Genomic DNA, 20,493 nt, shown 5'->3' on the forward strand with positions numbered 1-20,493 from the left:
GCTGAAGGGTCCGGCGGTGCGTGGGACGGGTCATCACAGGGCTGCTCCTCCGAGTCTCGGTCTCTACGGTCTCTCGACGACCACGTTGGTCGACTTGATGACGGCGACCGCCGGTACGCCGGGCTCGAGCTTCAGCTCCTCGGCCGACTCCCGGCTGATCATGGACACCACGCGGAACGGGCCGGCCTGGATCTCGACCTGCGCGGACACGTCGCCGAGGATCACCTCGGTGACGATGCCCGAGAAGCGGTTGCGGGCCGAGGAGCCGGTGTGCTCGCGTTCGGTGCGGTTGAACTCCCGGGCGAACGCGGCCAGGTGGGGGCCCTCGATGATGCGCCGGCCCTGCTCGTCGCGTTCCGCCCGCAGCCGCCCGCTGTCGACCCAGCGTCTGAGGGTGTCCGCACTCACGCCCATCAATGCGGCCGCCTCGCCGATCCGGTAGGTGTGCATGACTCGATCATAGTGACGCAGATGCGAGCTGGAAGCCCCTTGTCGGATTGCATGAGCCGGATCGCTGAGCTTCGGGGGTCGCATGTGCGTTTCCACGACGGCCGGGCGCGGGTACGGTCACCGGGGGAGGTGGAAGCCCGTGACCGTGTCCGTTACCGTGCCGCCGCCGGAGCTCGCCGGGTTCACCCTGAGCGGCGACCTGGCCCGCCCCGCCCCGCTCACCGTGCCGGACCTGCTCGCCTGGCCCCAGCACACGGCCCGCGTGAGCTTCGAGTGCCAGACCAGCGGTGTGCAGCACCACCGGTTCGAGGGCCCGTTGCTCCACGAGGTGCTCTGCTCGGCCGGTCCCGGCTTCGACCCCGGCCGCCGCAAGGACCGGTTGCGCTTCCTCATCGCCGTGACCGGGGCGGACGGCCACCACGCACTGCTGTCCTGGGCCGAGATCGACCCGGACTTCGGGCAGGCCCGCGTGCTGCTGGCCACCCGCATCGACGGTACCCCGCTGGACGTCCAGGGCCCGCAACTGGTGCTGCCCCAGGACCGTTGCGGGGCCCGGCACATCAGCGGCATCACCGGCATCCGCGTGGACGGCGGGTACGGCGGCGGCCCGGCGGCGGGGAGCGACGGGGGCCTCTGAGCGGGCACTACGATCGGCGGAATGCGACCCTCCCCCGCCGGCCTGGTCCGTGAGTTCCACACCGTCTTCGGCCTCGACGTCCGTCCCCGCCCGACCGAGATCCCGCCCGCGTACGCGGCGCACCGCCAGGACCTGCTGGCCGAGGAGGTGGCGGAGGTCGCCGAGGCCTCCGAGGCCGGGCCGCTGGACCACCTCGCGCACGAACTGGCCGACGTGGTCTACGTCGCGTACGGCACCGCGCTGGTGCACGGCATCGACCTCGACGAGGTCATCGCGGAGATCCACCGCGCCAACATGAGCAAGCTCGGCCCCGACGGCCGGCCGGCCCTGCGGGCCGACGGCAAGGTCCTCAAGGGCGAGCACTACCGGGCCCCGGACGTCGCGGCGGTGCTGCGCGCCCAGGGCTGGACGCCCGCCGGGGAGTGACCCGGGGGCGCGGCGCCGACCCCTGCCGTCGTGACGCCCTCGACGCCCTGGTGGCCCTGGTGGACGCGTACCCGGGCCGGTGAGCGGCCCGGGGTGCGGTGATAGGAGCGGGCTATCCCGCCATAGCGACGTTCGCTTTGACCCCCGGGTGGCCTGGCCGCGAACGTGAAGTGACCTTCCGCAGCGTCCACTTCACGGATGAGGAGCCGCAGTCATGGCAAAGGTGCTGTGCGTCCTGTACGACGACCCGGCCGACGGTTACCCGACCACGTACGCCCGCGACGACCTGCCGCGCATCGACCAGTACCCCGGCGGCCAGACCACCCCCACGCCGCAGGCGACCGACTTCACCCCCGGCGCCCTCCTCGGCAGCGTCTCGGGCGAACTGGGCCTGCGCCGCTTCCTGGAGGAGCGCGGCCACAGCCTGGTCGTCACCTCGGACAAGGACGGCGACGGATCGGTCTTCGACCGTGAGCTGGCCGACGCCGACGTGGTCATCTCCCAGCCCTTCTGGCCGGCCTACCTGACGCCCGAGCGCATCGCCGCCGCCAAGAACCTGAAGCTGGCCGTCACGGCGGGCATCGGCTCGGACCACGTCGACCTGGACGCGGCCGTCGCCCGTGGCATCACCGTCGCCGAGGTCACCTACTGCAACAGCATCAGCGTCGCCGAGCACGTGGTGATGATGACCCTGTCGCTGGTGCGCAACTACCTGCCCTCGCACCGGGTCGTCCTGGACGGCGGCTGGAACATCGCGGACTGCGTGGCCCGGTCGTACGACCTGGAGGGCATGCACGTCGGCACGGTCGCCGCGGGCCGCATCGGCCTGGCGGTCCTGCGCCGCCTGGCGCCCTTCGACGTGAAGCTGCACTATACCGACCGGCACCGGCTGCCGGAGGCCGTCGAGCAGGAGCTCGGGCTGACCTGGCACGAGAGCGCCGCCGACATGGTCCCGCACTGCGACGTCGTGACCGTCAACGCGCCGCTCCACCCGGAGACCGAGGGTCTCTTCGACGACAAGCTGATCGACACCATGAAGCGCGGCGCCTACCTCATCAACACCGCGCGGGCGCTGATCGTCGACCAGGACGCCGTGGGCCGGGCCCTGCGGGACGGACGGCTGGCGGGCTACGCGGGCGACGTCTGGTACCCGCAGCCGGCCCCCGCCGACCACCCCTGGCGCACCATGCCGCACCACGGCATGACGCCGCACATCTCCGGTTCCTCGCTGTCGGCCCAGGCCCGGTACGCGGCGGGGACCCGCGAGATCCTCGAGTGCTGGCTGGACGGCAGGCCGATCCGGGACGAGTACCTGATCGTCGCGGGCGGAGCGCTGGCGGGCACGGGCGCCCACTCGTACTCCATCACGGGCTGACCGGTCCCGGACCGGCTGCCGACCCGCAGGGCGTGCGGGTCGGCGCCGGCCGGCCCGCTCCGCCCTCCCCTCGTCCCCTCCCCTCCCCCGTCGGCGCGGCCGGGGGGAGAATCGAGGGCATGACGGAGCGCAAGCCACCGGGCGTCCCCTTCGAGTCCTGGGTCGACAAGCAGATCCGGGAGGCGACGGAGCGCGGCGCCTTCGACAACCTGCCCGGGGCGGGGAAGCCGCTGGCCTCCCTGGACCGGCCCTACGACGAGCTGTGGTGGATCAGGGAGAAGATGGCCCGCGAGGGGCTGTCCCACCTCCCGGCGAGCCTGCGGCTGCGCAAGGAGGTGGAGGACGCGATGGACGCGGCCTCCCGCGCCCCCTCCGAACGCGAGGTGCGCCGCATCGTCGCAGAGGTCAACGAGACCATCCGCAAGGGCATCCGCACACCGATGGACGGCCCCCCGCTCGGCCTCGTCCCGTACGACGTCGACGCCGTCGTCGCCCAGTGGCACGCGAAGCGCGCCTGAACCCGCACCCCGGACGGTCCCGTGGGCCGGGCGCCGCACCTCCAAGAGCCTCGCGGGCTTCGCCCGCACCGGCCTCCGCACCACCGGGAAGTCGCCGCCCGCCGGCAACCCGCGGCGGGCGCCGCCGGCACCCCGGTCCTTGCCGCAGGCCAGCGGTTGCGGGCCCCGGCGGGCTGAAAAATAGTCGGACTGTGAAAGGGCGGCCACGGGTCTCGATCCCGGAGGGGCTCCGTGTGCGGTTCGCGGACCTGCCGGTGCGGGCGCGCGCCCTGCGGGCGGAGGCGGAGCGGCGGTTCCCGATCATCACCCGGCTCGCCGCCCGGCTGCTGAGCGTCAACGTGCTGGACGCGGCCACCCGGTTGGCCGCCCAGGCCTTCCTGACCGCCGTGCCGCTGCTGTTCGTCATCTCGTCCTTCGCGCCGGAGAGCGTGCGCCAGGAACTGTTCGACTCGCTGGTGCGGGTGATGGGGCTCTCCGGCCCCTCCCGTGAACAGCTGCGCTCGGTCTACGAGTCCGACCCCGGGAGCCTGCGCCAGACGGTGGGGGTGGTCGGCACCCTGATGGCCCTGCTGTCGGCGACGGCCTGCAGCCGGGCGATGCAGCGGGTGTGCGAACGCGCCTGGCACATGCCGAAGTCGGCGGCGCGGATCGCGGCCTGGCGCTGGTTCGCCTGGGTGTGCGCGGCGCTGCTCTACCTGGCCGTCCAGGGGCCGCTGCGGCTGGGCTTCGGCGCCGGCCGCTGGCTCGGCGTCCCGCTGGCCCTGGTGAGCGCGGTGGGGATCTGGTGGTGGACCCAGCACCTGCTGCTGGGCGGCCGGATCGGCTGGCGGCCGCTGCTGCCGGGGGCGCTGCTCACGGCGCTGTTCCTGGAGGCGGCGGTCTTCGCCGCTCCGCTGTACGTGCCGACGGCGCTCAACCGCAGCCTGCAGGCGTACGGCTCGCTGGGCTCGGTGTTCACCCTGCTGTCCGGGCTGATCGCGCTGTGCGTCGTGGCGACCGTGTGCCTCACCGTGGGCGCGGTGTTCCACGGCGACCAGCCGGGGGCCGGGGCCGGTCCCGCAGCGCCCGGTCCGCCGGGGGAGGGCCGGGCGGGCGGCGGTCAGGCGGCGGGCGAGCGGTCCGGCCTGTAGTGCGCGAGCGCCCAGATGACGAAGATGTCGAGCGCGATGAGGATGATCGACCAGAACGGCAGGTAGGGCAGGTAGAGGAAGTTCACGATGATGCCCAGGCCGGCCAGGACGATGCCCGTGATGCGTGACCAGAGCGCGGCGCCGCTGAGGAGTGCGGTGCCCGTGACCACCAGGAGCACGCCGAGGACGAGGTGGATCCAGCCCCACGCGGTCAGGTTGAACTTGTAGATGTAGTTGCCGATCTGCGCGTACACGTTGTCCGCTGCGATCCCCGAGATGCCCTGGAAGATGGCCAGGACGCCGTCGACGAGCAGCAGGACGCCGGCGAAGGTGACGCCGCCGCGTGCCCACCCGTCGCGGTGGTTCCCGGTCCTGGGTGTGGTGCCGGTGGCTGCCATGGCTGCCTCCTCGCGTGATGGTGCTTCAGTGCCGCAGCGCCCGTTCCACCTGGGCCTCGACCGTGCCCGTCAGGTCGCGGTTGCTGCGTACCGTGGCCTCGCCCGACTTCTGCGGTGCCACGTCGGCGACGTTGACCACGGCGGCGTCGAGGAGGTTTCCGCTGGTGTCGCGGAAGGTCACCTCGACGGTGTACGTGGCCTGTTTGTCGCCGCTGTTGGTGGCCGTGACCGTGGTGGTGGCCTTGCCGCCCTCCACGGTCACGGGGTCGAGCCTGACGTCGTCCTTCGCGTTGACGCCGTTCTTGATCTTCGCCAGCTGGGACTGCGCGGCGGCGGTCGCCGAGGCGACGGCCTCCGCGCCCTCGGACACCAGCGAGGACGCGGCGGAAGCGGCCTTGGACGCCTTCTCGCCGGGGGTGCTCTCGGTGTCGGAACAGGCACTCGCGGCCAGCGCGGTGGCGGACAGCACGACCGCCGCGCACACCGCGCGGCCCCGGTACGGCCTCGTCATTCCTACCTCCACGGACTCATGCGCCTCAAATGGCACATCAATCACCATACGTATTAAATTGCCGTGTCGCGTGGTGAAGGAGAGGCGGCGGTGGCATGGCGGGTGCAACGCCCGAGGGGCGTGACGATCTCGCCGAACTGCGCGCCCGGCTGTCGGCACTGGAGGCGCGGGAGACCGTTCCCGCGGGCGCCGGAGCGCAGGCCCCGCCGCCTCACCGGCGACGCCCCGTGCGGGCCTTCTTCTCGGCCCTGTTCATCGTCGTGGCCTGCGTGTTCGTACCGCTGAGCGCGCTGGCCGTCTGGGTGGACTCCGAGGTCGGCGACACCGACCGCTACGTCGCCACCGTCGCGCCCCTGGCGAGCGACCCCGCCGTGCAGGACGCCGCCGCCAACCGGATCACGTCCGCCGTGATGCAGCGGATCGACGTGAAGAGCCTCCTGGACGAGGTCGCCCCGCAGGACCGCCCCCGCCTGGACCAGCTGCTCAGCCGGATTTCCGGCCCGCTGACCAGCGGCATCGAGAGCCTGGTGCACTCGACGGCGGAGAAGGTCGTGCGCAGCGAGGCCTTCGAAACGGTCTGGACCGACGCCAACCGCCGGATCCACGACTCGCTGGACAAGGCGCTGACCGGCCAGGGGGGCGGTGCGGTCAAGCTGACCGACGACACCGTGGCGATCGACCTCGCCCCCGTCATCGACCAGGTCAAGCAGCGGCTGGTCGAGGCGGGCCTGACCATCGCCGCCAAGATCCCCGAGGTCCACACCGACTTCACCGTCGTGCGCTCCGAGAAGGTCGGCAAGATCAGGACCGCCTTCCGGCTGCTGCAGCTCGCCGGCCTCTGGCTGCCGGTCGTCACCGTCGTCCTCGCCGCCGCGGGCGTGCTGCTCGCCGTCCGCCGGCGCCGCGCGCTGGTCGCCGCCGCGCTCGGCTTCGCCGCCGCGGCCCTCGTGCTCGGCGCGGCCCTGACCGTCTTCCGGGCGATCTACCTCGACGCGCTGCCCGCCGACGTCGACCAGCGGGCGGCCGGGACGGTCTACGACGCCCTCATCCGCTTCCTGCGCCAGACCGTCCGCGCGGTGTTCGTGCTCGGCGTCGTCGTCGCGCTGGGCGCCTGGCTGAGCGGGCCCGGGCGGTACGCCCGCCGGACCCGGGGGGTGTGGGAGTCCGTGCTGGGCGGCGCGGGCGACGCGGCGCACCGGGTGGGGATGCGGACCGGTCCCGTCGGGCCCTGGCTCGTCCGCCACAAACTGCCGGTCGCCTGGGTCGTCGTCGCGGCCGCCGCCCTCGCGCTCGCCTTCTGGTCCTACCCGACCGGCTGGGTGGTCCTCGGGCTGGCCCTCGCCGTCGTCCTCGTCCTCGCCGTCGTGGAGTTCCTGGCCCGGCCCGACTGAGCGCTCACCCGATCGGCCACCCCGCGCTGCGCCGGGCAGGCCCCCGCCGGAGGCTGACGGGAGGTCCCGCCGGCGGAGGAGAACAGCCATGAGCGACGCGCAGCCGACGGGCCGGCGATGACCTTCGGGCTGGCCCGCCGCCAGGTGCGGCCGCGGGTGCCGCTGCGGCACGGCGAGGGCGACCGCTCCCTGCTCACCAGCGTGCAGGGGCTCGCCGCGCTGTCGCTGGACGCCCTCAGTTCGGTGGCGTACGGCCCCGAGGCCATCGTCCTCGTGCTGATCGCCGCCGGGACCGCGGCGCTGACCGTGACGCTGCCCGTCATGCTGGTCATCGCGGGGCTGCTGGTCGTGCTGGTCATCTCGTACGGGCAGGTCATCGCGGTGCACCCGGACGGTGGGGGCTCCTACGCGGTGGCCAAGAAGGACCTCGGGGCGCGGGTGAGCCTGCTGGCGGCGGCCAGCCTGGTCGTCGACTACGTGCTCACCGTCGCCGTCAGCCTGGCCGCCGGCGCCGCGAGCCTCGCCTCAGCGTTCCCCTCGCTCACCCCCTACCTGCTGGAGATCTGCCTCGGCGGGCTCGCCCTGCTCACCCTGGTGAACCTGCGCGGCGTCGCCGACAGCGCGCGGGTGCTGATGCTGCCCGCGGCGCTGTTCGTGCTGTGCATCGGCGGGATCGTCGTCGCCGGCCTGCTGCGCGCCCACCCCGCGGCGGTCGTCGGCAGCCCGCAGCCCGTCCACGCGACGGAGGCACTGAGCGTGCTGCTGGTGCTGAAGGCCTTCTCCTCCGGCTGCTCCGCGCTGACCGGGGTGGAGGCCATCGCGAACTCCGTGCCCTCCTTCCGGCCGCCCAAGGTGCGCCGCGCCCAGCGCACGGAGCTGATGCTCGGCGCACTGCTGGGGCTGATGCTGATCGGCCTCGCGTTCCTCATCCGCCGGGACGAGGTCGCCCCGCGCGGCGGGGTGACCCTGCTGGCCCAGCTGACCGCGGGCTCCTTCGGCACCGGGTGGCCGTACTACGTCAGCAACCTGCTGGTCACCCTCGTCCTCGGGCTGGCCGCCAACACCAGCTTCGGCGGCCTGCCCGTCCTGATGAGCCTGCTCGCCCGCGACAACCGGCTGCCCCACGTCTTCGGGCTGCGCGCCGAGCGGCCCGTCTACCGCTACGGCGTCGTCGCCCTCGCGGTCGTGGCGGCGGTGCTGCTCATCGCCGTCGACGCGCAGACGCAACGGCTCATCCCGCTCTACGCCATCGGTGTGTTCACCGGCTTCACCATCAGCCAGACCGGGCTCGTACGGCACTGGAGGGGGGCGCGCCCGCGCGGCTGGGTGCCGCGGGTGGTGGTCAACGGGGTGGGCGCCGTGCTGACCGCGCTGGCCGGGGTGATCCTGGTGACCACCAAGTTCACCGAGGGCGCGTGGATGGTCGTCGTGGTGGTGCCGCTGCTGATGCTGCTCTTCGCCCGCATCGAGCACTACTACGCGGAGGTCGGCAGGGAACTCGCCCTCGGCACCGTCCCCGAGCGACCGCGGCGCACCGACAGCCTGGTCATCGTCCCCCTCGGCGGGGTCAGCCGGCTCGCCCGGCACGCGCTGACCGCGGCCATCTCCCTGGGCGACGAGGTCGTCGCGGTCACCGTCGAACCCGACCAGGCGAAGGCGCGCGAACTGCTCGACACGTGGGCGCGCTGGCAGCCCGGTGTCCGCCTCGACGTCATCGAGAGCCCGCACCGCTCCCTGGTGCTGCCGATCCTCTCCTACGTCCGCCGCATGTCGCAGGACGGGCGGCAGATCGCCGTCCTCATCCCCGAGGTCCAGCCGCGGCACGCGCGTTACCGCATCCTGCAGAACCAGCGCGGCATCCTCCTCGCCACGATCCTGCGCTCCCGCACCGACGCCGTCGTGTGCCTCCTGCCGTACCGGCTGGACATCTGACCCGCGGCGGAGCGCCGGGGTGCTTCGCCGCCCGGGGTGCTTCGCCGCCCGGGCGCTGCGCCTACCATCACCGCCGTGAGAACCGATGCGCACACCGGCGGCCGGGTCCTGGTCGCCGACGACGACGCGGCGATACGCAGGTCCCTGCAACGGGGGCTGCGCCTGGACGGCTTCTCGGTGAGCCTGGCCGACGGCGGCCGGGCCGCGCTCGCCGCCGTACGCGAGGCGGCGCCGGACGTGGTGGTCCTGGACATCTCCATGCCCGACCTCAGCGGGATCGAGGTGTGCCGCACGCTGCGCGAGCAGGACGACGACGTCCCCGTCCTGATGCTCTCCGCGCTGGACGAGGCGGCCGACCGCGTCGCCGGCCTCCAGGCGGGCGCCGACGACTACCTGGTCAAGCCGTTCGCGCTGCAGGAACTGGTCCTGCGGCTGCGGGCGCTGCTGCGCCGGCGTCCCCCCGCCACGGGCGGGCGGGTGCGCGCCGGGGGGCTGCTGGTCGACCCCGCGGCGCGGGAGGCCCGGCTGGACGGCGAGCCGCTGGCGCTGACCCGGCGGGAGTTCGAGCTGCTGGAGGTCCTCGCCCGCAACGCCGGGCTCGTGCTCACCCGCGACCAGCTGCTGGACCGGGTCTGGGGCTACGACTTCGACGTGCGCACGGACGCCGTGGACACCTTCGTCAGCTATCTGCGGCGCAAGATGGAGGCGGGCGGCCGGCCGCGGATCCTGCACACGGTGCGCGGCGTCGGCTTCGTCCTGCGCGACGACCGGGACGAGCGCGACGACCGGGACGACCTCTCGTGAGGCTGTCCACGCGGGTCGCCCTCGCCGTGGGTGTGGTCGTCCCGCTGCTCGTCCTCGCCTCCGGTGCGCTGCTGATCCGGCTGGTCGCCGCCGACCTGCACGCCCAGCAGGACGCCCACCTGCGGGAGCGCGCCACGGCCGTCGCCGCGGACGCCAAGGCCCTGCTGCGGGCCACCGCCGCGGACCGTCCGGCGGCCGAACAGGCGCGTACGCGCCGGCTGTTCAGCTCCGCGCTCGACGTGGGCATCCGGCTGACCGGCCCCGAGGGCACGGTGTCGGGCGGCCCCCAGCCGGACGCGTCCGCCGCGCTGCCCGCCCGTGCGCCCTCGCCGGTCACGGTCCTGGCCGGCGGCACCCGCTGGCGCGTGCTGTCCGTGCCGGTGAACGGCGGCCGCAAGGGCGTCCGGGGCACCCTGTGGCTGTTCTCGCCGGACGCGGCCACGCGGACCCAGCTGCAGCAGGTGCGCCGCCGTGTGGTGACGGTGGCGCTGCTGGCCGCCCCGGTGTCCGGACTGCTGGCCTGGGCCGCGGCGGGCCGCGCCGTCCGTCCGCTGCGCCGGCTCCAGCAGCGCGCGAGCGGCCTCGACCCGCGCGTCAGCGCCGTACGGCTGGAGCACACCCCCGCCCGGATCACCGAGGTCGACGACCTCGCGCACACCCTGCGGACCGTGCTCGCCCGCTACGACGAGCAGGCCGCCAGGACCGGTGAGGCGCTCGCCACCGCCCGCTCGTTCGCCGCGGTCGCCTCGCACGAACTGCGCAACCCGCTGATGAGCATGGGCACGAACCTCGACATCCTCGCCGCCCACCCCGGCCTGCCGGACACCGAACGCCACGAGGTCGTGGACGACCTGCGCGCCGAACACGCCCGCGTGCTGGGGCTGCTGGTCATGCTGCGTGCCCTCGCCCAGGGCGACCTCGTCGAGGAGGACGCCTTCGGCCCCGTCGACGCGGCCGAACTCGTCGACGCCTCCGCCGCCGACCTGCGGCGCCGCCACCCCGAGGCACGGGTCGAGGTGACGGCGGCGCCCGGGCTCCTCGTCCACGGCTGGGAGCAGGGGCTGCGGTCCATGACGGACAACCTGCTGGCCAACGCGACCGTCCACGGACTCGCTCCGGGCGGCCGGCCCCACATCGAGGTGACCCTGCGGCGCGGGCACGACGAGCGCGCCCCGGTCGTCGTCCTCACCGTCGACGACCACGGGCCCGGCATCCCGCCCGAGGCGCGGGCCGCGGTCTTCGCCCGCTTCCACCGGCGTCCCGACAGCCCCGGCTCCGGGCTCGGACTGACCCTGGTCGCCCAGCAGATCGCGCTGCACCGGGGCACGGTCGCCGTACTGGACCGCCCCGACGGCGCGCCGGGCACCCGCTTCGAGGTGCGGCTGCCGCTCGGCTCCGTCCGCGACGGCGACCCGCCGACCCTGCCGCTCCAACTGCCGCGCCGCGACTGGCTCTCCGGGCGGGCCGGCGAACCACAGGGTTTCCACAAGGACGCTCCCTAACGTCCGTCGCGAAGGCGCTCCGCGCTCGCTCCCGACCGAAGGAGGACGTCATGCGACACCGCACCACCGCCGTGGCCCTGGCCACCGTCGTCACCCTGCTGGGCCTCGCCGGCCCCGCCACCGCCGACGCCGGCGCCGGCCGCACCCCGGCCGCCGCCCCCACCGGGGACGGCGCCAAGGGCCTGTGCAAGCGCGCCGGAAAGATCGACGCCCGCATCGACCGGGCACTGAAGCGGCTGAACGGGCCGGCCACGCGCCGCGGTTCGATCGAGCGGCTGGAGAAGCGGGTCGCCAACGCCAGGGCCGCCGGGCACGACGAGATCGCGACGTACCTGGACGACCGGCTGACCTTCCGCAAGTCCCTGCCGTCGACCCTGGACAAGCGCCGCACCGACCTGGCCCGGGTCCGCAGCTGGTGCGCCTCCCACGACAACGGCGCCGCCTCGTGACCCGCCGCCTCGCGGCACTCGCCGCCGCCGCGGCGGCCTGCGCGGCACTGCTGACCGCCTGCGGCCCGTCCGCCGCCCCCACCTCGGCCCCGTCCGCCCCCGCCACCGCCCCGGCCCCCTCGGCCCCCGCCGACTTCGCCCGCATCGTCGACGACGCGGAAAGCGCCGCCGCAGCGGCCGACGCGGACGCGGCCCGCGGCGACGACTGACACGGGACCGCCCGCCGCGGGCGCGCCACCCCACCCGCGCACGGCCGGCCCCTCACGGAGGCGGAACCACCTCGGCCACCGGGCCCCGGGCCCCGGGCTCACCTGGGACTTCACGTAGAGTGCGGTGCCCGCCCGTTCCCGCCGACTGCCGAGGTGACCGTGATGGACGACGACGCGTCCGCCCCCGTGGCCGTCGTCGGGATCGGCGCCGAGGGCTGGGCCGGGCTGCCCGCCGTGTCGCGGGAGGCGCTCACCGGGGCCGGGGTCGTCATCGGCGGCCCGCGCCAACTGGAACTGCTGCCCCCGGAGGTCACCGCCGAGCGGGTCGCCTGGCCGTCACCGCTGCGGCCCGCCGTGCCGGGGCTGCTCGCCGCCCACGCCGGGCGGCGGATCGCGGTGCTGGCCAGCGGTGACCCCATGTTCCACGGCATCGGGCGGACGCTCACCGAGGTACTGGGCGCGGACCGGCTGCGAGTGCTCCCGCACCCCTCGTCGGTGTCGTACGCCTGCGCGCGGCTGGGCTGGGCGGTGGAGGACACCGACGTGGTCAGCCTGGTCGGGCGGCCGCTGCCCGCGCTGGCGGGCGCGCTGCACGACGGGCGCCGGGTGCTGGTGCTGAGCCGGGACGCCGGGAGCCCGGCCGCCGTGGCCGGGCTGCTGCGCGAACGGGGCTTCGGCGCCAGCCGGTTGCGCGTGCTGGAGCAACTGGGCTCGGCCCGCGAACGGATCCTGGACGGCACGGCCGGCGACTGGCCGCACGCGCCCGGCGATGCGCTGAACGTCGTCGCCGTCGAGTGCGCCGCGGACCCCGGCGCGCCGCGGCTGGGCCTGGTCCCCGGGCTGCCCGACACCGCGTACGAGCACGACGGGCAGCTCACCAAGCGCCACGTACGGGCCGCGACGCTGGCCGCCCTCGCGCCCGCGCCCGGCGAACTGCTGTGGGACGTGGGCGGCGGCTCCGGCTCGATCGCCGTCGAGTGGATGCGGGCGCACCGGACCTGCCGCGCCGTCACCGTGGAGCGCGACCCTGTGCGCGCGGAGCGCATCACGCGTAATGCGACCGCGCTCGGCGTCCCCGCGCTGCGCGTGGTGACCGGCGCCGCCCCGGCCGCGCTGGACGGACTGCCCGTCCCCGACGCCGTGTTCGTCGGCGGCGGGCTCACCGCGCCCGGCCTCCTGGAGGCCTGCTGGGGGGCCCTGCGGCCGGGCGGGCGGCTGGTCGCCAACACCGTCACGCTGGAGTCCGAGGCCCTGCTCGCCCGGTGGTACGCGCGGCACGGGGGCGAACTCGTCCGGCTCGCCGTCACGCACGCCGTCCCGGTGGGCGGCTTCACGGGCTGGCGCCAGGCCATGCCCGTCACCCAGTGGTCCGCCGTCAAACCCACCGGAGGGCAGCCATGACCGTCCACTTCATCGGTGCCGGACCCGGCGCCGCCGACCTGATCACCCTGCGCGGCCTGCGGATCCTGGCGGCCAGCAAGGTGTGCCTGTACGCGGGGAGCCTCGTGCCCCGCGAACTGCTCGCCGAGTGCCCGCCGGACGCCCGGCTCGTGGACACGGCGCAGCTCACGCTCGACCGGATCACCGAGGAACTGGTCCGCGCCCACGAGGAGGGCCACGACGTGGCCCGGCTGCACTCGGGCGACCCGTCCGTCTTCAGCGCCGTCGCCGAGCAGATGCGCCGCCTCGACGCGGCCGGCGTCCCGTACGACGTCGTCCCCGGCGTCCCGGCGTTCGCGGCGGCCGCCGCCGCCCTGAAGCGGGAGCTGACGGTGCCGACCGTCGGCCAGACCGTCATCCTCACCCGGATCGCGCAGCAGGCCACGCCCATGCCGGAGGGGGAGGACCTGGCGACGCTGGGCCGCAGCGGCGCGCTGATGGTGCTGCACCTGGCGGCCCGCTACGTCGACCGCGTGGTGGCCGAACTCACCCCGCACTACGGGGCCGACTGCCCGGCGGCCGTCGTCGCGATGGCCTCGCGCCCCGACGAGCTGGTGCTGCGCGGGACGCTCGCGGACATCGCCGAGCAGGTGAAGGCGGCCGGTGTGGTCCGCACGGCGGTCATCATGGTCGGTCGCACGCTGGGCGCGGAGCAGTTCCGTGACAGCCACCTCTACTCGGCCGAGCGCGTCCACCGGCACGCGACGGAGTGCGGCACCTCCTCGTAGGGCTGACGTCGGCTGTCCCGCCGTCTCGCGCCCTTCGGGCGCAAAGCGGCTGGCTGCGGATGGGAGGGTGGGGGCGGCCCTTGTCGGCAGTGTGCGGCCCGGTGGGTGGCGGGGGTTCAGGCGCCGGAGCGGGTTGCCTTTCCGGGGGCCTGGGTCTCGTTGCCGTCCGCGGGTATAGATGGCCGGTTGCCACGCCTACTGCCGGGGGTGGGCGCGCCCGCCGTTACCTGCGTCTGCGGGTATTTCGGGGTGCTGCCCGGGCGGTCGGCGGAAGATCGGGCCCGCTTTCGACGGTAAATCCGGCGGAACAGAGCCCGATCTTTGCGCGGACGGAGATCGGGCTCTCTTTCAGCGGTATAGCCGTCGGAAGAGGGCCCGATGTCGGGGAAGCACCCGCAGACGCCGGTTACGGCGGGCGCGCCACCCACGGAGGGTGGGCGTGGTCACCGGCCATCTATACCCGCGGACGGCAACGAGACCCGAGCCGGACGAACAACCAGCCCCGCTCCGGCGCCTGAACCCCAACCACCCACCGACCGCACACTGCAGAGAGGGCGGGCCCCCCACCCTCCCATCCGCGGCCAGCGCTGTGCGCCCGCAGGGCGCGAGACGGCGGGAAAGCCGACGTCAGTCAGCCGCCACCACCCCCACCACCCCCGCCGCCCCCGTCACCCCGCAGGGGCCTCAGCCGAGGTCGTAGTCGAACCAGATGCGGTGGGTGCCGTCCTCGTCGACCGCGAGGCCGCCCGTGCCGGTGATGCCGGCCAGCTCGCCGGTGCCGCTGGTGGGGACGACGACGAAGAACTCGGCGGCGCGGTCGCTGCCCGAGGTCGTCGCCGAATGGGCGAAGTTGAAGGTGCCCTCGCGGCCGTTCAGCACGCCCTCGAAGGACTCCATCGCCACATAGGTGCCGATCCCGCTCGCCTGGTCGTAGGCTGCCGTGAAGAGGGTCGACGAGCGGCCCGTGACCTCGCCCTCGAAGGTCTTGTCGATCCTGGCGACCCCCACCGGCGTCCCGGTGGCCACGGCCGGCTCCGGTACGAGCTCGGTCGGCACGAACGACGTGACGCTGAACGTTCCCGCGGCTCTCATGCCCCGAGCGTAGCGACGGGCCGGGTCCCGCGGGGGCGCCTCAGCCCGCGCGGCCGACGATCGTGCCGGCGCGGTCGATGCAGATGACGTCGACCGCGACCGGGGCCTCGCGCAGCACGCCGACGGCGGTGCGGCGGGCCTCCTCGGCGACGAGGTCGCCGAGGGGGACGCCGTGGGCCAGGCAGGACTGGACGGCCTGCAGACCGGTGTTGGCGGTGGCGACGGCCTCGGCCAGGGTCTCGTCGGCGCCGCCGCGCCGGGCCAGGTCCGCAAGGAAGGACTTGTCGACCTGGGAGCGCGAGGAGTGCAGGTCGAGGTGGCCGGCCGCCAGTTTGGAGAGCTTGGCGAAGCCGCCCGCGATCGTGAGTCGCGGAACCGGGTGTCGGCGCAGGTACTTCAGCACGGCGCCCGCGAAGTCCCCCATGTCGAGCAGCGCGTCCTCGGGCAGGCCGTGCACGGCGACAGCCACCTTCTCCGACGTCGAACCGGTGCAGCCCGCGACGTGCGTGCGGCCCGCCGCGCGTGCCACGTCCACCCCGCGCCGGATGCTGTCGATCCAGGCCGAGCAGGAGTACGGCACCACGATGCCGGTGGTGCCGAGCACCGACAGCCCGCCGAGGATGCCGAGCCGCGGGTTCCAGGTGCGGCGGGCCAGTTCCTCGCCGTTGTCTATGGAGACGGTGATCTCGGCGTCGCAGACGGTGCCGTACCGCGCGGCGACCTCCGCCAGGTGGTCGCGCATCATCGTGCGCGGGACGGGGTTGACCGCGGGCTCGCCCACCGCGAGCGGGAGTCCGGGGCGGGTGACGGTGCCGACGCCGGGGCCGGCGCGGAAGACGACGCCGCTGCCGGGGGCGGCGTGGCGCACCGTGGCCCGGACGAGGGCGCCGTGGGTGACGTCGGGGTCGTCGCCCGCGTCCTTGACGACGCCGGCCATGGCCCAGCCGTCGCCGCGCTCCTCCACGGCGAGGGCGAAGGCGGGCCGCTGCCCCTTGGGAAGGGTGATCGTCACCGGGTCGGGGAACCCGCCGTCCAGCAGGGCGGTGTACGCGGCGGTGGCGGCCGCCGTGGCGCAGGCGCCGGTGGTCCAGCCGTGCCGCAGCCCGGTCCGTTCCAGCTGGGCGCTCCGGCCGCCGCTCACCGCGCACCGTAGGGTGCGGGGATGACCGGCAGACAGCGGCACGTCCTCGTCCTGGGCGGCACCACCGAGGGGCGCCGCCTCGCGGAGGCGCTGGCGGCCGACCCGGCGGCGTGGCGGGTGACCAGCTCGCTCGCGGGGCGGGTGGAACGGCCGCGGCTGCCGCCCGGGGAGGTGCGCACGGGCGGCTTCGGCGGCCCCGCGGGGCTCGCGGCGTGGCTGCGCGCGCACGCGGTCGACGTGGTCATCGACGCCACCCATCCTTTCGCCGGGACGATGTCCTTCAACGCCGCCGAGGCGGCCTCGGCCACCCATGTTCCCCTGCTCGCCCTGCGCCGCCCCGGCTGGGTCGCCGCCCCCGGCGACCGACGGCACCCGGTGGCGTCCCTGGCGGAGGCGGCGGCGCTGCTGCCGGAGCTCGGCCGGCGGGTCTTCCTCACCACGGGCCGTACGGGGCTGGCGGCCTTCGCCGGGCTCACGGACCTGTGGTTCCTGGTGCGTTCGGTGGACGCCCCGGAGCCGCCGCACCCCCCGCAGATGGAGGTGCTGCTGGACCGGGGCCCGTTCACCCTGGACGGGGAGCTGGAGCTGATGCGCCGGCACCGTGTCGACGTGCTGGTCACCAAGGACAGCGGCGGGGCCGCCACCGCGCCCAAGCTGACGGCCGCCCGCGAACTGGGCCTGCCCGTGGTCGTCGTGGAGCGTCCGCCGGTCCCGGCGGGCGTCCCCGTCGTCCCGGACGTGCCGGGCGCGCTGGAGTGGCTGCGCGCGCTGCCGGCCTGAGCGGGCGGCCCGGGCGTCAGGCCGGGTAGCGCCGCGGCGTCCACACCACCGTGGTGCCGTCGCCGCGCCGTACCGTCCTGGTCTGCGAGGAGCCGACCAGCAACACGCACCGCATGTCGACGGTCGCCGGGTCCAGGTCCTCCAGGGTGGTGACCCGTACGGCCTGCTCGGGTCCGCCGACGTCCCGGGCGACGACCACGGGCGTGCCCGGCACGCGGCCCTCGCGCAGCACCTTCAGTGCGTCCTCCAGCTGCGTCCTGCGGCTGTGGGAGGCCGGGTTGTAGAGCGCGAGCACGAGGTCGGCGGCCGTGGCCGCGCGCAGCCGCTCCTCGACGACGGTCCAGGGCTTGAGCCGGTCGGAGAGCGAGACGACCGCGTAGTCGTGGCCGAGGGGCGCGCCCGCGAGGGCCGCCGCCGACTGGGCGGCGGTGATGCCCGGCACGACCCGTACGCGGACACCGAGGTAGGGCTCGGCGGAGGCGGCCTCCAGCACGGCGGTGGCCATGGCGAAGACGCCCGGGTCGCCCGAGGACACCACGGCGACCCTGCGTCCGCGCCGGGCGAGGTCGAGGGCGAACTCGGCGCGTTCGGCCTCGACCCGGTTGTCGGAGGCGTGCCGCGACTGCCCGGGGCGGACCGGTACGCGGTCCATGTAGGTGGTGTAGCCGACGAGTTCGTCCGCACCGGCGAGCGCGGACCTCGCCTCCGGCGTCAGCCACATGGGCCCGGCCGGGCCGAGCCCGACGACCACGACCTCGCCGTCCGCCGGTGCCGGGTCCGGGGCGGGCCGTTCGTCGACGCGGCTGGGGAGCACGGCGACGGCGAAGTAGGGCACGGACTCCGGGTCGACGTCGGCCAGCATCTCCAGGCGTTCGGCGTCCATCGTGGCGCGCTCGACGTAGTGCGCGTCCTGCAGCCGCCCGGCCGTCTCCAGGGCCCGGCGTACGGCGGGGAAGGTGCGGCCGAGCTTCATCACGGCCGCCGCGTCGGCGGTCGCCAGCCGGGCCGCGAGCTCCTCCTCCGGCAGTGTGCCGGGCAGGATTGTCAGCACCTCCTCGCCCTCCACCAGGGGCCGTCCGATGCGGGCGGCGGCGGCGCTGACGGAGGTGACGCCGGGGATCACCTCGGCCGGGTAGCGGTCGGCGAGCCGCTTGTGCATGTGCATGTACGAGCCGTAGAAGAGCGGATCGCCCTCCGCGAGGACGGCGACGGTGCGCCCGGCGTCCAGGTGCGCGGCGAGCAGTTCCGCCGACTCGGCGTAGAAGTCGTCGAGCGCGCCCCGGTAGCCGCCGGGGTGGTCGGTGGTCTCCGTCGTGATCGGGTACATCAGCCGCTCCTCGATCTGCTCGGGGCGGATGTGCGCCGCGGCGATGGAGCGGGCGATGCTGCGGCCGTGCCGGGCGCAGTGGTACGCGATGACGTCGGCGGAGCGGATGACGTCCACGGCCCGCACGGTCATCAGGGAGGGGTCGCCGGGGCCGAGGCCCACTCCGTAGAGACGGCCGGTGGTCATACGATTTCGCTTTCGGTCGCAAGGGCGTTGAGGGCGGCGGCCGCCAGGGCGCTGCCGCCGCGCCGGCCCCGCACCACCAGGTGTTCCAGGCGGGAGGGGTGCGCGGCCAGGGCGTCCTTGGACTCGGCGGCGCCGACGAAGCCGACGGGCACGCCGATGACCGCGGCGGGGCGCGGTGCGCCCGCCTCGACCATCTCCAGCAGCCGGAACAGGGAGGTGGGGGCGTTGCCGACGGCGACGACGGCGCCTTCCAGGCGGTCCCGCCACAGCTCCATGGCGGCGGCGCTGCGGGTGGTGCCGAGTTCGGCGGCGAGGGCCGGGACGGCGGGGTCGGAGAGGGTGCAGACCACCTCGTTGTCCGCGGGCAGCCGCTTGCGGGTGACGCCGCTGGCGACCATCTGCACGTCGCAGAGGATCGGCGCCCCGGCGCGCAGCGCGGCGCGGGCGTCCGCGACCACCGACGGGCTGTAGGCCAGGTCCCGTACGAGGTCGGTCATGCCGCAGGCGTGGATCATGCGGACGGCGACCTGCGCCACGTCCGGCGGCAGACCGTCGAGTTCCGCCTCTGCGCGGATGATGGCAAAGGACTGACGGTAGATCTCCGGTCCGTCCTTCTCGTACTCGATCACGTCGTCCTCGGGGGTGGTGGGGTGCTGGTGCGGCGGGCGGTGTCCAGGGCGGCGGGCAGGTTCGCGGCGGTGGTGGCGGAGGTGGTGCCCGCCGTGGCGACGCGGTAGCGGCCGTCGGCGCCGGCGACCACGTCGACCCACGAGCCGTCCGGGTGGCCGCAGCGGCGCTCGCAGCCGGAGAAGTGGACGGGCAGCAGGCGGTGTCCCGGCTCGGGGACGGCGTCGCGCAGTGCGGCCCCGGCGTCGGCGCGTACGTCCGCCAGCGACTTGGCGCATCCCGGGCGTCCCGCGCAGGCGGTGACCCCGCGCCACGGGGAGTCCTCGCCGGTCAGGAAGCCGGCCGCGGCCAGGCGGGCCGGCGCCTCCCGCGCCGCGGCGCGCGGCAGGCCCGGCAGGACGACACCGCGCCAGGGGGTGACCCGCAGTTCCCCGGCGCCGGACCGGGCGACGTCCGCGAGGAGCCGCCACGCCCCGGTGGTGAGACGGCCCAGGCGGACGCCCACGGACAGCGCGCAGGTGGTTCCGTCGGGGTGCGGGACGAGGCCGAGCGGGGGCGGTCCGCCCGCGACGGCCGTCGAGGGTCCGGCGGACGGGGCGCCTCCGGCGCGCAGCCGCGCCGCGATGGCGGTTCCGTCCGGGTCGATGTCGGCGATCCGCCAGGCACGGGCGCCGCGTTCGGCGGCGAGCGTGAGGAAGGTCTCGGCGGCGCGCACCGCCCAGTGCGGGGCGTCGGCGGCCGGCACCCGCGCGACGGGCCGCCCGGCGAGGCGGAGTTCGGCGGCGGCGCCGGGCCGGGCGATCAATGTCACATCGGCGCCGAGTGCGGCGGTGTCGCCGCGGCCGTCGTCGAGGGCGAAGAGGAAGCGTCCGGAGAGTCCGGCGGCGGCCGGGCTCGCGCAGAGCAGGGCGTCCAACCGCCGTATCCAGCCGCGCAGGTCGCCGTGGCCGCGGCCGTCGAGTCCGGCGAACGGAGAGGCGACGACGTTGCGGGCCCTCTCGTGGGCCCACGAGGGCAGCAGCCCGGCCTCGCCGAGCAGTGCCGCCAGCTCGGTCCCCGCGCCGGGGTCGCGCAGTCCGCGCACCTGGAGGTTGCCGCGGGAGGTGAGGTCGATGCGCCCGTCGCCGAGGCGGTCGGCGGCCTCCGCCGGCGCCTCGGCCTGACGTATCGTCAGCAGGCCGCCGGGGATGCGGATGCGGGCCAGCCCGCCGTCGTCGGCGGCGTGCAGGCGCAGCGCGCCGGGGCAGGCGTCGTCACGTCCGCGCCCCGCCGTCGCTGCGGCGAAGGCGCCGCTCACGGGGGGATCGGAGGGCGACGGCATGGCCGCGAGCATACCCGCGGCCGTCAGCGGGGCCGTCCGGACCGTGGGCCCCCGGGACGGGCGCGGGCCCGTCCCGCGGACCTGGGCCGTGTCGTCGAACGCCCTCCCCGAACCCTCGG

At 75.1% G+C, this 20,493-nt stretch carries 22 protein-coding genes; 14 read left to right on the top strand and 8 right to left on the bottom strand.

What is annotated here, in order from left to right; genetic code table 11:
- Positions 1-63: 63 nt before the first annotated feature.
- A complete protein-coding gene (locus tag ABZ479_RS32975) occupies positions 64-450 on the bottom strand; it encodes a TOBE domain-containing protein (protein ID WP_499599434.1) in 387 nt (128 codons plus the stop codon).
- Positions 451-595: 145 nt separating this feature from the next.
- Between ABZ479_RS32975 and ABZ479_RS32980 the strand changes: the two genes are divergently transcribed.
- The 5 genes from ABZ479_RS32980 to ABZ479_RS33000 all read left to right on the top strand — a co-directional run bounded on the left by ABZ479_RS32980 (position 596) and on the right by ABZ479_RS33000 (position 4,536).
- Positions 596-1,087: a molybdopterin-dependent oxidoreductase gene (locus tag ABZ479_RS32980; RefSeq protein WP_500465030.1), complete on the top strand. Its 492-nt coding sequence runs from the start codon at positions 596-598 to the stop codon at positions 1,085-1,087.
- A gap of 21 nt (positions 1,088-1,108) precedes the next feature.
- The gene (locus ABZ479_RS32985; RefSeq protein WP_500464977.1) at positions 1,109-1,513 is read left to right on the top strand and encodes a pyrophosphohydrolase domain-containing protein; all 405 of its coding nucleotides are present in this window, start codon (positions 1,109-1,111) and stop codon (positions 1,511-1,513) included.
- Between the two features lie 214 nt (positions 1,514-1,727).
- Entirely contained in the window at positions 1,728-2,888 is a 1,161-nt protein-coding gene (locus ABZ479_RS32990) for an NAD-dependent formate dehydrogenase (RefSeq protein ID WP_499599440.1), read from the top strand.
- A 119-nt stretch (positions 2,889-3,007) separates the two neighbouring features.
- Positions 3,008-3,406 (top strand): DnaJ family domain-containing protein, encoded by a 399-nt coding sequence (locus ABZ479_RS32995; RefSeq protein ID WP_500464978.1) that lies wholly within the window; start codon positions 3,008-3,010, stop codon positions 3,404-3,406.
- A gap of 233 nt (positions 3,407-3,639) precedes the next feature.
- On the top strand, positions 3,640-4,536 hold the full coding sequence (locus tag ABZ479_RS33000) for a YhjD/YihY/BrkB family envelope integrity protein (RefSeq protein ID WP_500464979.1): 897 nt from the start codon (positions 3,640-3,642) through the stop codon (positions 4,534-4,536).
- On the opposite strand, the gene ABZ479_RS33005 is transcribed toward ABZ479_RS33000, so the two are convergent.
- Complete coding sequence (locus ABZ479_RS33005; protein WP_499599445.1) at positions 4,506-4,934, bottom strand: DUF7144 family membrane protein; 429 nt, start codon at positions 4,932-4,934, stop codon at positions 4,506-4,508. The genes ABZ479_RS33000 and ABZ479_RS33005 overlap by 31 nt on opposite strands.
- A gap of 25 nt (positions 4,935-4,959) precedes the next feature.
- Entirely contained in the window at positions 4,960-5,445 is a 486-nt protein-coding gene (locus ABZ479_RS33010) for a hypothetical protein (protein ID WP_500464980.1), read from the bottom strand.
- Between the two features lie 95 nt (positions 5,446-5,540).
- Between ABZ479_RS33010 and ABZ479_RS33015 the strand changes: the two genes are divergently transcribed.
- The 8 genes from ABZ479_RS33015 (at position 5,541) to cobM (ending at position 13,900) form a co-directional block, all read left to right on the top strand.
- On the top strand, positions 5,541-6,836 hold the full coding sequence (locus ABZ479_RS33015; RefSeq protein WP_500464981.1) for a hypothetical protein: 1,296 nt from the start codon (positions 5,541-5,543) through the stop codon (positions 6,834-6,836).
- A 117-nt stretch (positions 6,837-6,953) separates the two neighbouring features.
- Positions 6,954-8,768, top strand: a complete 1,815-nt coding sequence (locus tag ABZ479_RS33020; protein WP_500464982.1) for an APC family permease — start codon at positions 6,954-6,956, stop codon at positions 8,766-8,768.
- 75 nt (positions 8,769-8,843) lie between these two features.
- Complete coding sequence (locus ABZ479_RS33025; RefSeq protein WP_500464983.1) at positions 8,844-9,572, top strand: response regulator transcription factor; 729 nt, start codon at positions 8,844-8,846, stop codon at positions 9,570-9,572.
- Positions 9,569-11,074 carry a sensor histidine kinase gene (locus tag ABZ479_RS33030; protein WP_500464984.1) on the top strand — a complete coding sequence of 502 codons (1,506 nt, stop codon included), beginning with the start codon at positions 9,569-9,571 and terminating at the stop codon, positions 11,072-11,074. The genes ABZ479_RS33025 and ABZ479_RS33030 overlap by 4 nt, the downstream gene beginning before the upstream one ends.
- A gap of 50 nt (positions 11,075-11,124) precedes the next feature.
- A complete protein-coding gene (locus tag ABZ479_RS33035; RefSeq protein WP_499599454.1) occupies positions 11,125-11,523 on the top strand; it encodes a hypothetical protein in 399 nt (132 codons plus the stop codon).
- Entirely contained in the window at positions 11,520-11,732 is a 213-nt protein-coding gene (locus ABZ479_RS33040) for a hypothetical protein (protein WP_500464985.1), read from the top strand. Before ABZ479_RS33035 ends, ABZ479_RS33040 begins: the two co-directional genes overlap by 4 nt.
- 162 nt (positions 11,733-11,894) lie before the next feature.
- Complete coding sequence (gene cbiE / locus ABZ479_RS33045; protein WP_500464986.1) at positions 11,895-13,133, top strand: precorrin-6y C5,15-methyltransferase (decarboxylating) subunit CbiE; 1,239 nt, start codon at positions 11,895-11,897, stop codon at positions 13,131-13,133.
- Entirely contained in the window at positions 13,130-13,900 is a 771-nt protein-coding gene (gene cobM, locus ABZ479_RS33050; RefSeq protein WP_500464987.1) for a precorrin-4 C(11)-methyltransferase, read from the top strand. The genes cbiE and cobM overlap by 4 nt, the downstream gene beginning before the upstream one ends.
- A gap of 684 nt (positions 13,901-14,584) precedes the next feature.
- Here the strand turns inward: cobM and ABZ479_RS33055 are convergent.
- Both ABZ479_RS33055 and ABZ479_RS33060 read right to left on the bottom strand, forming a co-directional pair.
- Complete coding sequence (locus ABZ479_RS33055; RefSeq protein ID WP_500464988.1) at positions 14,585-14,992, bottom strand: DUF3224 domain-containing protein; 408 nt, start codon at positions 14,990-14,992, stop codon at positions 14,585-14,587.
- 40 nt (positions 14,993-15,032) lie between these two features.
- Positions 15,033-16,175, bottom strand: a complete 1,143-nt coding sequence (locus ABZ479_RS33060; RefSeq protein WP_500464989.1) for a cobalt-precorrin-5B (C(1))-methyltransferase — start codon at positions 16,173-16,175, stop codon at positions 15,033-15,035.
- Here ABZ479_RS33060 and ABZ479_RS33065 point away from each other — a divergent pair.
- Positions 16,155-16,913 carry a cobalt-precorrin-6A reductase gene (locus ABZ479_RS33065; protein ID WP_500464991.1) on the top strand — a complete coding sequence of 253 codons (759 nt, stop codon included), beginning with the start codon at positions 16,155-16,157 and terminating at the stop codon, positions 16,911-16,913. The two genes, ABZ479_RS33060 and ABZ479_RS33065, sit on opposite strands and share 21 nt — an antisense overlap.
- A gap of 16 nt (positions 16,914-16,929) precedes the next feature.
- On the opposite strand, the gene ABZ479_RS33070 is transcribed toward ABZ479_RS33065, so the two are convergent.
- The 3 genes from ABZ479_RS33070 to cobG are packed head-to-tail and all read right to left on the bottom strand — an operon-like array spanning position 16,930 to position 20,374.
- Positions 16,930-18,426, bottom strand: a complete 1,497-nt coding sequence (locus ABZ479_RS33070; protein ID WP_500464992.1) for a precorrin-2 C(20)-methyltransferase — start codon at positions 18,424-18,426, stop codon at positions 16,930-16,932.
- Entirely contained in the window at positions 18,423-19,055 is a 633-nt protein-coding gene (locus ABZ479_RS33075; RefSeq protein ID WP_500464994.1) for a precorrin-8X methylmutase, read from the bottom strand. The genes ABZ479_RS33070 and ABZ479_RS33075 overlap by 4 nt, the downstream gene beginning before the upstream one ends.
- A complete protein-coding gene (cobG, locus tag ABZ479_RS33080; protein WP_500464995.1) occupies positions 19,052-20,374 on the bottom strand; it encodes a precorrin-3B synthase in 1,323 nt (440 codons plus the stop codon). The genes ABZ479_RS33075 and cobG overlap by 4 nt, the downstream gene beginning before the upstream one ends.
- Positions 20,375-20,493: the final 119 nt, after the last annotated feature.

The organism is Streptomyces sp. NPDC005722, assembly GCF_040630935.1.
Lineage (GTDB): Bacteria > Actinomycetota > Actinomycetes > Streptomycetales > Streptomycetaceae > Actinacidiphila.

Excerpts from the sequence above, each read along its gene's own strand:
- ABZ479_RS32975 (WP_499599434.1), bottom strand. The coding sequence starts at position 450 with ATGCACACCTACCGGATCGGCGAGGCGGCCGCATTGATGGGCGTGAGT.
- ABZ479_RS32985 (WP_500464977.1), top strand. The coding sequence starts at position 1,109 with ATGCGACCCTCCCCCGCCGGCCTGGTCCGTGAGTTCCACACCGTCTTC.
- ABZ479_RS32990 (WP_499599440.1), top strand. The coding sequence starts at position 1,728 with ATGGCAAAGGTGCTGTGCGTCCTGTACGACGACCCGGCCGACGGTTAC.
- ABZ479_RS32995 (WP_500464978.1), top strand. The coding sequence starts at position 3,008 with ATGACGGAGCGCAAGCCACCGGGCGTCCCCTTCGAGTCCTGGGTCGAC.
- ABZ479_RS33005 (WP_499599445.1), bottom strand. The coding sequence starts at position 4,934 with ATGGCAGCCACCGGCACCACACCCAGGACCGGGAACCACCGCGACGGG.
- ABZ479_RS33010 (WP_500464980.1), bottom strand. The coding sequence starts at position 5,445 with ATGACGAGGCCGTACCGGGGCCGCGCGGTGTGCGCGGCGGTCGTGCTG.
- ABZ479_RS33015 (WP_500464981.1), top strand. The coding sequence starts at position 5,541 with ATGGCGGGTGCAACGCCCGAGGGGCGTGACGATCTCGCCGAACTGCGC.
- ABZ479_RS33020 (WP_500464982.1), top strand. The coding sequence starts at position 6,954 with ATGACCTTCGGGCTGGCCCGCCGCCAGGTGCGGCCGCGGGTGCCGCTG.
- ABZ479_RS33035 (WP_499599454.1), top strand. The coding sequence starts at position 11,125 with ATGCGACACCGCACCACCGCCGTGGCCCTGGCCACCGTCGTCACCCTG.
- cbiE (WP_500464986.1), top strand. The coding sequence starts at position 11,895 with ATGGACGACGACGCGTCCGCCCCCGTGGCCGTCGTCGGGATCGGCGCC.
- cobM (WP_500464987.1), top strand. The coding sequence starts at position 13,130 with ATGACCGTCCACTTCATCGGTGCCGGACCCGGCGCCGCCGACCTGATC.
- ABZ479_RS33055 (WP_500464988.1), bottom strand. The coding sequence starts at position 14,992 with ATGAGAGCCGCGGGAACGTTCAGCGTCACGTCGTTCGTGCCGACCGAG.
- ABZ479_RS33065 (WP_500464991.1), top strand. The coding sequence starts at position 16,155 with ATGACCGGCAGACAGCGGCACGTCCTCGTCCTGGGCGGCACCACCGAG.
- ABZ479_RS33070 (WP_500464992.1), bottom strand. The coding sequence starts at position 18,426 with ATGACCACCGGCCGTCTCTACGGAGTGGGCCTCGGCCCCGGCGACCCC.
- cobG (WP_500464995.1), bottom strand. The coding sequence starts at position 20,374 with ATGCCGTCGCCCTCCGATCCCCCCGTGAGCGGCGCCTTCGCCGCAGCG.